The sequence below is a fragment of the Dietzia psychralcaliphila genome, from assembly GCF_003096095.1.
GTDB lineage: Bacteria > Actinomycetota > Actinomycetes > Mycobacteriales > Mycobacteriaceae > Dietzia > Dietzia psychralcaliphila.
Genome location: NZ_CP015453.1, coordinates 1,106,971 through 1,120,641 on the forward strand (window position 1 = coordinate 1,106,971; position 13,671 = coordinate 1,120,641).

Consider the following 13,671-nt stretch of genomic DNA (forward strand, 5'->3'; position numbering starts at 1 on the left):
TCCGTTCAGGCGCGAGCCCGTGACCTGGTCACTTCAGTTCGGAGCTCGACAGGTCGAGCAGCCGCCGCGCGATCACCAGCTGCTGGATCTGCTGGGTGCCCTCGAAGATGTCGAGGATCTTGGAGTCACGCGACCACTTCTCCAGGAAGCTGCGCTCGGAGTAGCCGTAGCTCCCGGCCAGTTCCACCGCGCCCAGGGTGACGGCGGAGCCGGTGCGCCCGGCCTTGGCCTTGCACATCGACGCCTCCTTGGTGTTGGGCATCTTGTTGTCGGCCATCCACGCCGCACGCAGCGTGAGCAGGTACGCGGACTCCCAGTCGGCCTCGAGTTCGAGGTACTTGGCCACTGCGGCCGGCTGGCTGGTGGCGGGCCGGTCGTAGTCGATCACCATGCCGGCCTCCTCGAGGAGGGTGCGGATCTCCTCCAGTGCCGCCCGTGCGACACCGACGGCCATTCCCGCCACCAGCGGGCGGGTGTTGTCGAACGTCTGCATGGCGCCGGCGAAGCCCTTGTCCACCCGGACCTCCGGATCGCCCAGGAGGTTCTCCTTGGGGACCCGGCAGTTGTCGAAGGTGATCTGCGCGGTGTCCGAGGCGCGGATACCGAGCTTGTGCTCCAACCGGTCCACGTTGACCCCGGGGTGCTCGCGCGGCACCACGAAGGACTTGATGGCCGCGCGGCCCTTGCTCTTGTCGAGCGTCGCCCACACCACGATGTGGTCGGCACGGGCACCTGAGGTGATGTAGATCTTGGTGCCGTTGATGACGTACTCGTCGCCGTCCAACCGGGCGGTGGTGGAGACCGCCGCCGAGTCGGAGCCGAACTCGGGCTCGGTGATGGCCATGGACGCCCAGACCCGCCCGAACCTCTCCATCTGCTCATCGTTGGCGACGGCGGCGATCGCGGAGTTGCCCAGGCCCTGGCGAGGGATGGACAGGGTCAGGCCCACGTCACCCCAACAGGTCTCGATGATGTTGAGCAGCGACTTCATGTTGCCGCCGTTGGCCACGCCCTCGCGGCGCGGTGCTCCGCCCGAGCCCATCGTGGCACCGGAGGCGGCCTGGCCGGCGTCCTCCATGGCCTCCATCATGGCCTTGAGCGTGTCGAGTTCGACGGGGTACTCGTGCTCCGCGAGGTCGTACTTGCGGGAGACGGGACGGAAGATCTGCGTGGCGACCTGGCGGGCCTGGTTGGCGCCCGCCTCGAGCCGCTTGGGGAGTTCGAGGTTGATCATCGTCAGAGGTCCTTAGTCCGGGTGGGGAGGGTGGTGTGGTGGGCGGTGCTCACAGGACCACCACGCCCTCGGCCACACCCACGGCGCGCAGGTCGCGGTACCAGCGCTCGACGGGGTGTTCCTTGGTGAAGCCGTGCCCGCCGAGCAGTTGGACGCCGTCGAGACCGATCCTCATGCCCTTGTCGGCGGCGATCTTGCGGGCCAGCGCGGCCTCGCGGGCGAAGGGCAGTCCCTGCTCCGCCCGGGATGCGCCGCGCCAGGTCACCAGGCGCATGCCGTCGAGTTCGGTGGCCATGTCGGCGACGGCGAAGGCGACCGCCTGACGGTGGGCGATGGGCTCGCCGAACGCCTGACGCTCCTTGACGTACGGGGTCACGTAGTCGAGGACGGCGTGCGAGGTGCCCACGGCGAGGGACGCCCAGCCCAGGCGGGACAGGCGGATCACGTCGGCGTAGGTCGCGGCACGCTCGTCAGGCGAGGCGTCCGGTCCGCCCAGGACCGCGTCGGCGGGGAGGGAGACGTCGGTGAGGACGATCCGCCCCAGTCCCGCGGCGCGCAGGCCCATGGACGGGTCGGCCTCCACCACGAGTCCGTCGGTGTCGGACTCGACCACGAAGAAGGTCGGGAACCCGTCGAGAGAGGCGGCGACGACGAAGAGCTCCGCGCTGCCGGCGGTGGGCACCATCGACTTGACGCCGTTGAGCGTGAATCCGCCCGGCCCGCGGGTGGCGGTGGTCTTCAGCTCGAACGGATCGAAGAGCGGACGAGGCTCGGCCACCACCACGGCGGCCGCCGGGACCTGCTCGGAGGCGAAGGCCGGCAGGTAGGACTTCTGCTGGGCGTCCGATCCGAACTGGGTCAGGGTGGTGGCCACGCCGGAGGGCGCAAGGATCGGCAGGGCCAGTCCCATGTCGCCGTAGGCCAGCGCCTCGGCGACGAGCGAGTTCGTCACCACTCCGCGCTCGGAGGCGATGCCCTCGAACTCCTCGGGCACGTTGAGCATCGTGGCGCCGATCTCGGCGGACCGGGCCAGCAGGGACGCGGGCGCCTCGGCGGCGTGATCGGCGTCGTGGGCAGCCGGCCGGACGACCTCGGCGGCGAAGTCGCGCACGGTCTCGACGATCATCTGCTGGTCGTCGTCCAGGGTGAGGTCGAAGAGGTCGGGCCTCGCCTCGGAGTCGGCGTCCGGCAGACGCTTGGGCGCACCGGATCCGGAGACCTTCTTGAAGGACTTGGTCGCGGCGCCGAGGGTCTTGAAGCCGGTCTTGGTGGCCTCGTAGGTGACCCGGTCGACCTTCTGGCGCAGGTTGAAACGCTCGGCGAACTCCGACCCGGTGATCGTGGTGAGCGCGCGCATGGCCGCTCCGATCGCGTCGATCCTCGTGGGGTTCTTACCCGGGGTGGAGGCCTCCGCGCGTCCGGTCGTGGACGGGGACGTGGGGTTCTTGCTCATCATCACCAGCTGTTCTCGTGACGGACGGTGGACTGTGCTGTCGGCGTCATCTTACTTCGGAGTAAGTTCCGAGCGCCAGACTTTGCCCGCAAGTCGTCCCAGGCCCTGGTGAGAGCGTTCCGGTCAGCCGCGAAGGAGTGCGACGGCCTGGTCGACCGCGCCTGGACGGCCCGCCACGAACCAGTCGTAGCCGTTCACCTCGACGGTCGCGCAGACCCCGCCCGCGCCCTCGACCAGTGCCCGGCCGGGAAGCCAGTCCCACTCCGGACACGAGTGCTGACACCACACCGTGTGGACTCCGCAGGCCACCGACGCCAGGTCGACCGAACCCGAACCGAGCATGCGGATCGTCGCCGCGCCGCGGCTGACCCGGTGGAAGGGGTCGGCGAGGTCGGGGTCGGCGAAGAACGGCGGGTGGAGATAGGTGGCCAGGCTGCCGGCGGCGAGGTCCCCGGGGGCGAGGCGGGCCACGGGGACGCCGTTGCGGCGCGTGGGCACATCCGAACCCCCGACGAAGGTGTCCCCGGTGACGGGCCGGTGGACCGCCCCCAGTAGATAGTCGTCCGGACCGGTGACGGCGACGGCCGAGCACCAGTAGTCGGAACCGTTGACGAAGTTGTAGGTCCCGTCGACCGGGTCGACCACCCACCTGCGCTCGTGCCGTCCGGGGACCAGGGTCCCCTCCTCGCCTAGGACCCCGTCATCGGGCCGGTGGGTGGCCAGGAGGGCGGTGATCTGGTGTTCGGCGGCATTGTCGGCCTCGGTGACCACGTCGGAGACCGAGGTCTTGTGGCGCACGTCCAGTCCGTCCTCGCGCAGGCGCCGCGCGAGGGACCCGGCGTCGACGACGAGTCTGGCGGCCAGATCGGCGTCGGCCATGGGCGTGACGGCCTCGTCGGACGGTGGCCGCCGGTGGCGGGTGTCAGGGGACATCGATTTCCTCCGCTGGGCCGCGGCGGCCCGCTGACCTCGGGCGGTAGCGGGTCCGTCGCTGGCGACGCTACCCCCGTCGGTCGACGGCAGGGCGTGCCCCGGACCGCGGGCAGGTGGCGGGTGGGGAAACGCGAGGCGGGCCGCGGGCCGCGTAGAGTTGGATCCCGTGCACCCTGACGTTTCCGCCGACATCGCAGCCCTCGACGCCACCATGACCACGGTCGAGAAGGTCCTCGACATCGAGGAGCTCGCCCGTCGTGTCGACGAGCTTGAGCAGATGGCCGCCGATCCCGACCTGTGGAACGACCAGGACCGGGCGCAGAAGGTGACCAGCGAGCTCTCCTACATCCAAGCCGACCTGCGCCGGTGCCGCGAACTGCGTCAGCGGCTCGAGGACCTCCCGCTGATGTACGAGCTGGCGGAGGAGGAGGGCGGCGGCGCCGTCGAGGACGCGGACGCCGAGCGCGTCCAGCTGCGTGAGGACGTCGAGGCCATCGAGGTCAAGACGATGCTCAGCGGCGAGTACGACCAGCGTGAGGCGGTGGTCAACATCCGTGCGGGCGCCGGCGGGGTCGACGCCGCGGACTTCGCCGAGATGCTCATGCGCATGTACGTGCGGTGGGCGGAGAAGGCCGGCCACAAGGTCGAGGTCTACGACACCTCGTACGCCGAGGAGGCGGGCATCAAGTCCGCGACGTTCGTCGTCCACGACCCGTACATGTACGGCACGCTCTCCGTCGAGCAGGGCACCCACCGGCTCGTGCGCATCAGCCCGTTCGACAACCAGGGCAGGCGCCAGACCTCGTTCGCCGAGGTCGAGGTGCTGCCCGTGGTGGAGACGACGGACTCGATCGAGGTGAACGAGAACGAGGTGCGGGTCGACGTCTACCGCTCGTCCGGCCCCGGCGGGCAGTCCGTCAACACCACCGACTCCGCGGTCCGCCTCACCCACGTCCCGACCGGGATCGTGGTGACGTGTCAGAACGAGAAGTCGCAGCTGCAGAACAAGGTCGCGGCCATGAAGGTCCTGCAGGCCAAGCTGCTCGCGCGCAAGCAGCAGGAGGAGCGGGCGGCCATGGACGCGCTCGGGTCGGGTGGAAACGCCTCCTGGGGCAACCAGATGCGCTCGTACGTCCTGCACCCGTACCAGATGGTCAAGGACCTGCGGACCGAGTTCGAGGTCAACAACCCGTCCGCGGTACTCGACGGTGATCTCGACGGGTTCATCGAGGCCGGTATCCGGTGGCGGATGCGGGAGGGGGCCGGCGCGGAGTGAGTCTCCAGAGTGACTTCGGCCCGATCCTGACCTGGCTCAGCAACGACGGCCTCGAGGTCGTCCTCCTGATCCTCGGCGCCGCCCTGATGACGCGGGTGATCGCCAAGATCGCGCGGATGTGGACCGGGCGGATCGACTCCCGACACGCCGGCGAGGACTTCTGGTCGGAGGAGTCCAAGCACCTCCACTCGCTCATCCAGGTGATCTCCTACGTCGCGGTGGGGATGCTGTACATCCTCTTCGGCATCCAGATCCTGCTGCGATTCGGCGTGAACCTGGTCGCGCTCGTCGCCCCGGCCACGGTGCTCGGTGCGGCACTGGGCTTCGGTGCCCAGAAGATCGTCCAGGACTTCCTCGCCGGGTTCTTCGTCCTCGCCGAGCGGCAGTACGGCTACGGCGACATCGTCGAGTTGACCACGGCTACCGGCGTCACCGCCGGCACGGTCGAGGACGTCACGCTGCGGATCACCCGGCTGCGCACCCTCGACGGTGAGGCGGTGATCGTCCCCAACGGGCAGATCGTCACCGCCATCAACCAGTCGCAGGACTGGGCCCGCGCGATCATCGACGTGCCGGTGCCCAACAACGCGGACATGGACAAGGCCCACGAGGTCCTCGCACAGGTCTGCCGGGAGATCGTCGACGACGAGCGGGTGGGTCAGTACGTCCTGGACGAGCCCACCGTGATGGGCGTGCAGTCCATCCGGCTCGAGCAGACGGTGATCCGACTGTTGGCCCGGACCAAGCCCGGTATGCAGTGGGAGGTGGGCCGCCGGATGCGCGCGATCATCCTGCGCCGCTTCCGTGCCGAGGGGATCGTCCTCGAGCCCGAGGCGCTGGCGGCGATCCGCGCGGGCATGCTCCGCCCGCCGACCGGAGAGGGGAGCGTGTGATGTCCGAGCACCGTGACGACAACCCGACATCCGGCCGACAGGGGCCTCCGGACCAGGGCGACCAGCAGACGGATGCCGCGAACACGCGGGACCTGAAGGTCACCGGCGATCCACTGGGCCTCGGTGGGACGCCCGATCCCGACGCCCCGTCCCGGAGTCCCCGGCCGAGGATCGTGTCGCTCCTCGGGGAGTTCTTCACGATGTCGCGGACCACCGCGGTCCTCCTGGTGATGTTCGTGTTGCTCGCCATCCTGTACTCGATGGTCAAGGACGAACCCGTCGTCGCCATCCGGCCCCCGGGACCTCCGGTGACCACCTCGGAGAACGGGCCGGCCACGTCGACCGATCCCGCCACCACCACGCCCCCGACCGAGCCGGTCACCGAGACCAGCGTGCCGTCGGTGACGACTCCCTCGGTGCCCACGGGTGGCACCACTGATGATCCGACGACTGACGGGCAACAGACCACCGCCCCGACGGGGAACCGGACTACTCAGCAGGCGCCGCAGCAGACGCAACCTCAGCAACAACCGCAACCCCAGCAACAGCCACAGTTGGTCCCGGAGGGCGCGGCTGCGGGCCCGACCGGTGGCGACGAGACCTCGGAGTAGTGCGCGGGGCACGTCGAGTCCGGTGGTCGGCGACGAACCGAGCCGACCCCGAGCCGTGTGACTGGAGTAGCGCTAGTCTATTGGTGTGATCAGTGCTACTCATGTGACTAAGTCGTATGCGTCCTCGAGACGCCCGGCTCTGTCCGACGTGAGCGTGGAGATCGCCGAGGGGGAGTTCGCGTTCCTCATCGGCGCCTCCGGCTCGGGCAAGTCCACCTTCCTGCGGTTGCTGCTCCGCGAGGACAAGCCCGATTCCGGGACCCTCGTCGTGGCCGGCCACGACCTCACCCGCATGAAGGCGTCCTCGGTGCCGGTGTTCCGGCGCACACTCGGCTGCGTATTCCAGGACTTCCGGCTACTCGAGGGGAAGACAGTGGCCGAGAACGTGGCGTTCGCTCTGCAGGTGATCGGCACATCGCGGCGGACGATCGACAAGGTCGTCCCGGAGACGCTCGAGATGGTGGGCCTGGGTCGCGAGGCGGACCGGCGACCGCACGAGCTCTCCGGTGGCGAGCAGCAACGTGTCGCGATCGCGCGGGCGTTCGTCAACCGGCCACGGCTGTTGCTCGCCGACGAACCGACCGGGAACCTCGACCCGGAGACCAGCGAGGACATCATGCTGCTGCTCGACCGGATCAACCGGACCGGGACAACGGTCGTCATGGCCACCCACGACCGGCACATCGTCGACCGCTCACGGCGCCGCGTGGTGGAGCTCGTCGACGGGCAGGTCGTCCGCGACGACTCGCGGGGCACCTACGGGGTGGATCGCTGATGGCCGTGAAGTTCATCGCGTCCGAGGTCGGCCAGGGCCTGCGCCGGAATCTGTCCATGACCCTGGCGATGATCATCACCACCGCCGTGGCCTTGGCGATGCTCGGCGCCGGGGTCCTGGTGGTGATGACCGCATCGGCCAGTCAGGTCAAGTACGACTACCTCAACGAGTTCCGCGTCTACGTGGACCGGTCCATCTCGCTCGAGGACCCCGACTGCACCTCGGCGTGCGGGGAGATCCGGGAGGAGCTCGAGGCCACCGCCGGCGTCGCCTCGGTGGAGTACAAGAACCCGCAGGAGACATACGAGGAGTTCGTGGACCTGTTCGCCTCCACCGATCCGGTCCTCGTGGAGTCGACCTCCCCGGACGCCCTCGGTTCGCGGTTCACGCTCACGCTCGAGGACCCGACCCGCGCGGAATCCGTCGCCGAAGCCCTGGGCGGCGTCACGGGGATCGAGATCGTGCAGGGGCAGGGGGAGCTGGTCGAGCGGGTCTTCTCGGTGTTGGACGGTGTTCGTAACGCCGCCTTCGCCGTGGCGGTGGTCCAACTCGTGGCCACCGTGCTGCTCATCGCCAACATGACGCAGATCGCGGCGTACACCCGCCGGACGGCGCTGGGGATCATGCGACTGGTGGGGGCGAGCCGCTGGTACACCGAGCTCCCGTTCGTGCTCGAGGCGGTGATCGCCGCCGTGGTCGGCGCACTGCTCGCCGTGGGTGGACTGCTCGCGGCGAAGCGCGTCTTCCTCGACAGGGTGCTGGCCGAGGCGTACCGGGCGAACCTGGTGGAGCGGATCACCACCAACGACATCCTGCTCCTGGCCCCGGTCCTCGTGGTGGCGGGCGCCCTGGCGTCCGCGCTCACCGCGTGGGTCACCCTTCGGATCACGGTTCGGCACTGATCCCGCACTGATCTAGACTCAAGGATCTGCCCGACTACCGCACGAGGAGGTGAGCCGACGTGGCCAAGAAGGGGAAGAAGGGTGCGTCGACCCTCGGCCGTGACGGCAGCGTGGTCGCGAGCAACCGCAAGGCCCGGCACGAGTACACGATCCTCGGCACCTACGAGGCGGGCATCGCTCTGTTGGGAACCGAGATCAAGAGCATGCGCGAGGGCCAGGCCTCGTTGGTCGACGCGTTCGCGACGATCGACGACGGCGAGCTGTGGCTCCGCGGGCTCCACATCCCCGAGTACTCCCACGGGAACTGGACCAACCATGCGCCCAAGCGGGCCCGCAAGCTGCTGATGCACCGCCGAGAGATCGACTCGCTCGTCGGCAAGGTGCGGGACGGCAATGCCACGCTCGTCCCGCTGTCCCTCTACTTCGTGAACGGACGGGTGAAGGTCGAACTCGCCGTCGCGCGGGGTAAGCAAGCCCACGACAAACGTCATGACCTCGCCAAACGGACCGCCGAGCGCGAGGCCGTTCGCGAACTCGGCAGGAGGATCAAGGGCATGCACGCATGATGCCCGTCGCGCTGGCGTCGACCTCGGCGGTGGCGTACGGCATCAGCGACTATCTCGGCGGTGTCGCATCCCGTCGCGCCCGCGCGCTCCGGGTCGTCAGCGTGTCGTACCCGCTGTCGATCGTGCTCGTCGGGGCGGCGGCCGTGGTGGCCGGCGGTTCACCGACCCTGGTCGGGTTGGCCTGGGGGATGACATCGGGTCTCCTGTCAGGGATCGCCGTGTGGTCGTTCTACGTCGCGCTCTCGCGCGGGCCGATGAGCGTGATCTCGCCGATCACGGCGGTTCTGGCCGCGTCGGTGCCGCTCGCGTTCGGACTGGCGGCAGGGGAACGGCCCGGCACGGGAGCGTTGGTCGGGATGTCGCTGGCGCTCGTCGCGACGGTCCTGGTCTCACTGGAGAGCGACGAAGGGTCGTCGATCGGTCACGGTCGTCTGACCCCGCAGCTGGTGGTGCTCACGGTGATCTCGGGGCTGGCGTTCGCGGGCTTCTTCGTCCTGTTGGCCCAGGTTCCGGCGGGTGAGGGGCTGTGGCCGGTCGCGGCATCGCGGATCGGCGCCACCGCAGTCGTCCTGACGGCGGCGTTCGCGGCCCGCGAATCGTTCAGGTTCTCCCGACGTCTCATCGCGATCGGCCTGGTCCTGGCGGTGTTCGACGCGGTCGCCAACGGCGCCTTCTACTTCGCCTCCCAGGCGGGGATGCTCTCGCTGGTCAGCGTGATCGCCGCGCTCTACCCCGCGTTCACGGTCGCACTGGCCATCACCCACGGTGGAGAACGCCTGCGTGCGGTCCAGGTGGTCGGGCTGACGCTGGCCGGGGTGTCCATAGCGCTGCTCGCGTTGGGCTGACCGAGCTCGTGGTGGGCTGACCGAGACGGATGTCACCCTGGCGGTGGGGCCCCGGTCGGGGTAGGGTCAAGGGTCCGTCGATGAGAGTCGGCGGACCTGACGGGGCTGATGTGGTTTCGACTACGTGAGTTGACGCAGGGGAAGCGTGCCGGTGCAGGCCAGAGACCACCGTAAGCGTCGCGGCAACCAATTACGCGCCGATACCAATCAGCGCGACTACGCCCTCGCTGCCTGACAGCGGGCTCGTAGTCTGTCGGCCCGGGGTCGCCCTCGCCCCGGTCACCGGCATCATCTAGAGGGATCACCGGCTCACCCGGTCACGGGGTGGGTCGGGACATCCAACAGTGACTGGGATCGTCATCGCCGACATGTCCGCATGAGGGCGAGATCCGAGTAGAGACCAACGCGGACTGCGCACGGAGAAGCCCTGCCGATGCTGCGGAGGACCCGGGTTCAATTCCCGGCAGCTCCACCATCGGGCCGAGCCCCCGGTCGATCATCGACCGGGGGCTCGGTGCATTTCTCCACAGCGCCACCGGCCCCGGGCTCCACCCCACGGCCCGCCCGTCCCGGCCCGGGTCGCGGTTTCGGTACCCTCTCGGTAGTCGCCGATCGCTCGGAGAAGTGCCGACGGTTTCCCAGTAGAGAAAGGCTCACTCACACGTGAACGCCAAGCCCGCAGGTAACAAGAGCACCAAGGTGCTGAAGACCAAGAAGAACAACGGGATGTTGATCACGGTCGCGGCACTGATCGCCGTCGCCGTCCTGGTCCTCGGCGGTGTGGTGTGGATGGCCCAGCGGGGTGGCGAGGCCAACCCGATCACCTTTGGTGAGACGGCTGACGAGCTGATCGAGATCTCGGACACGGGCGTGATCACGGTGGGGGAGGAGACCGCCCCGACCGTCCAGATCTGGGAGGACTTCATGTGCCCGGCGTGTGCGTCCTTCGAGGGGCAGAACGGTGAGCAGATCGCCTCGGCCGTCGAGGCCGGCGACCTGCGCGTGGAGTTCCACACCCTCAACTTCCTCAACCGTCAGTCGGCGTCGGGGGAGTACTCCACGCGCGCCATCGCTGCTGCCCAGTGCGTGGCGGCCAAGGAGTCGCTGCCGGTCTTCTTCGACGTCAAGAACGCCTTCTTCGCCCAGCAGCCCACCGAGGGCGGCGGCGATCGTTCCGCGCGGGAGCTCGCGAGTACGGCCGAGGCCGCCGGTGCGAATGCGGACACGGTCGAGTGCATCGGCAACGTGGAGACCAACGGCGGGATGGAGAAGGCCTCGGACACCGCCGACAACGCGCAGGACAGCATCCGTGAGGTCACAGACCGCGTCTCCACCCCCACCGTCGCCTACGAGGGTGAGGTCGTGGAGATTAGCAACCCGGCCTGGCTGCAGGACATCCTCGCCTGACCCCGATCCGCGGTTCTCGGAACCGGCCCCGCCCGTCCGTGGTGGGGCCGGAGGCGATTTGGAGGGCCGAACCGGGATGGTGTAACTTTGGTCGAGCCGGTCGCTGAGAGGTGAACGGAGCACGACGAATACGGGGCTATGGCGCAGCTGGTAGCGCACCACACTGGCAGTGTGGGGGTCAGGGGTTCGAGTCCCCTTAGCTCCACCCGAGTAACCGGTCCGGAGACGGACGGTTGATACGAGCAAGAGCCCGGCCTCTGGCCGGGCTCTTTCTATTGCTATCCCTGCTGCGCCGCCCACTCGGCGACCCGACGTGAACTCTCGGACTCCGACAGGTCCTCCACCCGGGACGTGATCGACCAGCGCACGCCGTACGGGTCCCGGATCGAGGCGAACCGGTCGCCGGAGACGAACTCGCTCACCGGCTCGCGGATCGTGGCGCCGGCCTGTTCGGCCCGGTGGACCACATCGTCCACGTCCGCGCAGTACACACCGATCGAGTAGCAGTCGGACTCACCGGTGGGCGCGGGCACGAGCCCGAACTGGGGACTGGGCTCGCCGAGTTGCAACCGTCCGTTGCCGAAGTCGAGTTCGGCGTGCACGACGACCCCTCCCATCTCCGTCACGTCGACCACCCGGGCGCCGAACACCGAGGAATAGAATTCAACGGCGTCCCCCGCTCCTTCGACGGCGAGGAACGGCGTCAGCGTGGTCGACCCGTGGGGGACGCCCGCGGTGGTGTGCTCTCCGGTGACCCCGATCCGGGGCGTGGTGTTCTCGGTCATGAGAAGAACCTACGAGAGCGCGCACAGCGGCGGCTTGAAGATTCGCGACGACGTCGCGGCAGACACGCGGGGAGGGGACGATGTCCGACCTCGCTGATCGACGCGGAGTCCTCTATCCGGACCGGCTGCCCACCTTCCACCGCGAGAACGCCCCGTCCGAACTGTGCGACCGCATCCGGTGGTTCTGGATCCCGCGCTGGCGTCTCGCGCCGGGGGAGACCTCCCGTCAGGAGCTACTGCCCTTTCCCGCGTCCAACCTCGTCGTCGAACCCGGCGGCGTCAGCCTCTCCGGACCGACGACCGGAATCTCCCACCGCGACCTGAGCGGCACCGGTTGGGCCGTCGGTGCCCTGCTCCGCCCCGCCGGACTGGCCTCGCTGACCACCGCACCGCAGCGACTCCGTGACGCCGAGACGCCGTTCGTGTCCGCCGAGCTGCACCGGGCCGTGGCGGAGGCGATGTCGGGGGCAGGGGTGAGGGCCGGGTCAGAGGCTGGGCCGGAGGCGAACGAGGCCCTCGGCGGGACGAGCGGGACCGTCGGCGGGACGAGCGCGGTCGACCAGCGTGAGGCCGTGGCGCGGAGACGGGCGATCCACGCCTTTTCCGCCTGGGCCGCCGAGCACCTCGCTCCCCCGGATGACGGGGGCGCTCTGGCCAACGCGATGGAAGACCTCATCGCCTCGGACAGATCGATCGTCCGGGTGGGCCAGGTCGCCGCCGTCCTCGGCGTGTCGACAAGAGGAGTGCAACGACTCGCGCACTGCTACGTGGGGGTCACGCCGCTGGCGATGATCCGTCGGTACCGCCTCCAGGAGGCCGCGCAGCGACTACGCGACGACCCGTCGGTGACGATCGCCCAGATCGCCGCAGACCTCGGGTATTCCGACCACGCCCACCTCAGCGCCGACTTCCGCACGGTCCTCGGCCGGAGCCCGAACTCCTACCGTCGTGGGCCCGGCGCGGCGGCGAAGGGATCCTCCGACGGGTGACGGATGGGCACGATCCGCTGGCCGAGCGGGAGAAAGGCCAGCGGGACCATCTTCCAGCAGGCGATGCCGAACGGGATACCCACGATGGTCAGGCACAACAGCAATCCTGCGACCAGGTGGGCGATAGCCAGCTCCCATCCGAGCAGGAGGATCCACAGGATGTTGCCGATCAGTGAGAGCACGCCGGCGTCCCGGCGGAACTCGGTCCGCCTACCGAACGGCCACACGACGTACGCCGCGAGACGGAACGAGGCGATACCGAATGGGATGGTGATGATCAGGATGCAGGCGATGATCCCCGCGATCACGTACACCAGAGCCAACCACCAGCCGGCGAGAATGAACCACAGCACGTTCCCCAGAGTTCGCATGACACCACGGTAGACACTGCGGCCGTCAGGTTCGGCGGGTGACGACCAATGCGAATGTCAGTGCTGCGCCCCACAACGCGAAAAGCGGGTCCCACAAGAGGGCATGGCCGATCAGGCCCGGCCGGTCAGAACTCCCGGTCTCCACCCAGCCGGCGAGGATGGCGGCGGCTGCTGCGGCGTTGACCGTGCCGTAGATGATCAGGAACGGTCCGCCGACCCATGCGATCCCGCGCCAGACGGGCCTGCCCGGTATCCGGCGCGTCTCGGCGAGTAATGGAATCCAGGCGGCGAGGAACTTCACCACAGCGACCGCGAGCAGTCCGCCGAGCGCCATGAGGGGCCGTTCCTTCACCACGGTGACGGCCCAAACGCCAACGGTGTCCAGCAGGATTCGGCCCCCGAGCGCCCAGTAGGCACTCCACGCAGCATGCACAGTCCCCAGGATCGCCGCCACCCACAGAGCCGCCCGAGCCGAGGGTGTCGGGCAATCCGGAGTGCCGTTCACTCTCATGGTCGACAGGCTATTGGTCGCGTGGCCCGTCGGAGGGCCCACGAGTAACGACGTGTGTCGCAGGTCACTCCAAACCGCGCACTACGGGACAGAACTGTGACATGTTCTAGTTATGCGTAG

General features: G+C 68.8%; 15 protein-coding genes, 1 tRNA gene and 1 other RNA gene. 11 read left to right on the forward strand and 6 right to left on the reverse strand.

Annotation, left to right across the window (positions count from 1 at the left end; translation table 11 throughout):
• Positions 1–28: 28 nt before the first annotated feature.
• The 3 genes from A6048_RS04955 to A6048_RS04965 all read right to left on the reverse strand — a co-directional run bounded on the left by A6048_RS04955 (position 29) and on the right by A6048_RS04965 (position 3,620).
• Positions 29–1,234, reverse strand: coding sequence for an acyl-CoA dehydrogenase family protein (locus A6048_RS04955; RefSeq protein ID WP_107748524.1), 1,206 nt, complete (start codon positions 1,232–1,234; stop codon positions 29–31).
• Between the two features lie 49 nt (positions 1,235–1,283).
• Entirely contained in the window at positions 1,284–2,690 is a 1,407-nt protein-coding gene (locus tag A6048_RS04960; protein ID WP_107748523.1) for an acyl-CoA dehydrogenase family protein, read from the reverse strand.
• A 120-nt stretch (positions 2,691–2,810) separates the two neighbouring features.
• The gene (locus A6048_RS04965; RefSeq protein ID WP_107748522.1) at positions 2,811–3,620 is read right to left on the reverse strand and encodes an inositol monophosphatase family protein; all 810 of its coding nucleotides are present in this window, start codon (positions 3,618–3,620) and stop codon (positions 2,811–2,813) included.
• A gap of 166 nt (positions 3,621–3,786) precedes the next feature.
• Here A6048_RS04965 and prfB point away from each other — a divergent pair, with 166 nt between their 5' ends.
• The 10 genes from prfB to A6048_RS05015 all read left to right on the forward strand — a co-directional run bounded on the left by prfB (position 3,787) and on the right by A6048_RS05015 (position 11,100).
• Positions 3,787–4,896, forward strand: a complete 1,110-nt coding sequence (gene prfB / locus A6048_RS04970) for a peptide chain release factor 2 (RefSeq protein WP_107748521.1) — start codon at positions 3,787–3,789, stop codon at positions 4,894–4,896.
• On the forward strand, positions 4,893–5,789 hold the full coding sequence (locus tag A6048_RS04975; RefSeq protein ID WP_107748701.1) for a mechanosensitive ion channel family protein: 897 nt from the start codon (positions 4,893–4,895) through the stop codon (positions 5,787–5,789). Before prfB ends, A6048_RS04975 begins: the two co-directional genes overlap by 4 nt.
• Complete coding sequence (locus A6048_RS04980; RefSeq protein ID WP_107748520.1) at positions 5,789–6,400, forward strand: hypothetical protein; 612 nt, start codon at positions 5,789–5,791, stop codon at positions 6,398–6,400. The genes A6048_RS04975 and A6048_RS04980 overlap by 1 nt, the downstream gene beginning before the upstream one ends.
• 85 nt (positions 6,401–6,485) lie before the next feature.
• Positions 6,486–7,175, forward strand: coding sequence for a cell division ATP-binding protein FtsE (gene ftsE, locus A6048_RS04985; RefSeq protein WP_107748519.1), 690 nt, complete (start codon positions 6,486–6,488; stop codon positions 7,173–7,175).
• Positions 7,175–8,077 carry a permease-like cell division protein FtsX gene (ftsX, locus tag A6048_RS04990; RefSeq protein WP_107748518.1) on the forward strand — a complete coding sequence of 301 codons (903 nt, stop codon included), beginning with the start codon at positions 7,175–7,177 and terminating at the stop codon, positions 8,075–8,077. The genes ftsE and ftsX overlap by 1 nt, the downstream gene beginning before the upstream one ends.
• Before the next feature lie 59 nt (positions 8,078–8,136).
• Positions 8,137–8,643, forward strand: coding sequence for an SsrA-binding protein SmpB (smpB, locus tag A6048_RS04995; RefSeq protein WP_107748517.1), 507 nt, complete (start codon positions 8,137–8,139; stop codon positions 8,641–8,643).
• Entirely contained in the window at positions 8,640–9,488 is an 849-nt protein-coding gene (locus A6048_RS05000; RefSeq protein ID WP_162845725.1) for a DMT family transporter, read from the forward strand. The genes smpB and A6048_RS05000 overlap by 4 nt, the downstream gene beginning before the upstream one ends.
• A 101-nt stretch (positions 9,489–9,589) precedes the next feature.
• Positions 9,590–9,963, forward strand: a transfer-messenger RNA (tmRNA) gene (gene ssrA / locus A6048_RS05005).
• Positions 9,964–10,151: 188 nt separating this feature from the next.
• The gene (locus A6048_RS05010; RefSeq protein WP_162845724.1) at positions 10,152–10,895 is read left to right on the forward strand and encodes a DsbA family protein; all 744 of its coding nucleotides are present in this window, start codon (positions 10,152–10,154) and stop codon (positions 10,893–10,895) included.
• A gap of 132 nt (positions 10,896–11,027) precedes the next feature.
• Positions 11,028–11,100: transfer RNA gene (locus A6048_RS05015), tRNA-Ala, on the forward strand.
• A 73-nt stretch (positions 11,101–11,173) separates the two neighbouring features.
• On the opposite strand, the gene A6048_RS05020 is transcribed toward A6048_RS05015, so the two are convergent.
• Entirely contained in the window at positions 11,174–11,680 is a 507-nt protein-coding gene (locus tag A6048_RS05020) for a VOC family protein (RefSeq protein WP_107748515.1), read from the reverse strand.
• Between the two features lie 80 nt (positions 11,681–11,760).
• Between A6048_RS05020 and A6048_RS05025 the strand changes: the two genes are divergently transcribed.
• Complete coding sequence (locus tag A6048_RS05025) at positions 11,761–12,669, forward strand: helix-turn-helix domain-containing protein (protein ID WP_107748514.1); 909 nt, start codon at positions 11,761–11,763, stop codon at positions 12,667–12,669.
• Here the strand turns inward: A6048_RS05025 and A6048_RS05030 are convergent.
• Both A6048_RS05030 and A6048_RS05035 read right to left on the reverse strand, forming a co-directional pair.
• Positions 12,621–13,040, reverse strand: coding sequence for a YccF domain-containing protein (locus tag A6048_RS05030; protein ID WP_107748513.1), 420 nt, complete (start codon positions 13,038–13,040; stop codon positions 12,621–12,623). The genes A6048_RS05025 and A6048_RS05030 overlap by 49 nt on opposite strands.
• A gap of 25 nt (positions 13,041–13,065) precedes the next feature.
• Positions 13,066–13,551 carry a DUF3995 domain-containing protein gene (locus A6048_RS05035; protein ID WP_107748699.1) on the reverse strand — a complete coding sequence of 162 codons (486 nt, stop codon included), beginning with the start codon at positions 13,549–13,551 and terminating at the stop codon, positions 13,066–13,068.
• Positions 13,552–13,671 lie beyond the last annotated feature (120 nt).

Coding starts and splice junctions, on each gene's coding strand:
- A6048_RS04965 (WP_107748522.1), bottom strand. CDS start 3,620: ATGTCCCCTGACACCCGCCACCGGCGGCCACCGTCCGACGAGGCCGTC.
- ftsX (WP_107748518.1), top strand. CDS start 7,175: ATGGCCGTGAAGTTCATCGCGTCCGAGGTCGGCCAGGGCCTGCGCCGG.
- A6048_RS05025 (WP_107748514.1), top strand. CDS start 11,761: ATGTCCGACCTCGCTGATCGACGCGGAGTCCTCTATCCGGACCGGCTG.
- A6048_RS05020 (WP_107748515.1), bottom strand. CDS start 11,680: ATGACCGAGAACACCACGCCCCGGATCGGGGTCACCGGAGAGCACACC.
- A6048_RS04980 (WP_107748520.1), top strand. CDS start 5,789: ATGTCCGAGCACCGTGACGACAACCCGACATCCGGCCGACAGGGGCCT.
- A6048_RS04960 (WP_107748523.1), bottom strand. CDS start 2,690: ATGATGAGCAAGAACCCCACGTCCCCGTCCACGACCGGACGCGCGGAG.
- A6048_RS05030 (WP_107748513.1), bottom strand. CDS start 13,040: ATGCGAACTCTGGGGAACGTGCTGTGGTTCATTCTCGCCGGCTGGTGG.
- A6048_RS05000 (WP_162845725.1), top strand. CDS start 8,640: ATGATGCCCGTCGCGCTGGCGTCGACCTCGGCGGTGGCGTACGGCATC.
- A6048_RS04955 (WP_107748524.1), bottom strand. CDS start 1,234: ATGATCAACCTCGAACTCCCCAAGCGGCTCGAGGCGGGCGCCAACCAG.
- A6048_RS05035 (WP_107748699.1), bottom strand. CDS start 13,551: ATGAGAGTGAACGGCACTCCGGATTGCCCGACACCCTCGGCTCGGGCG.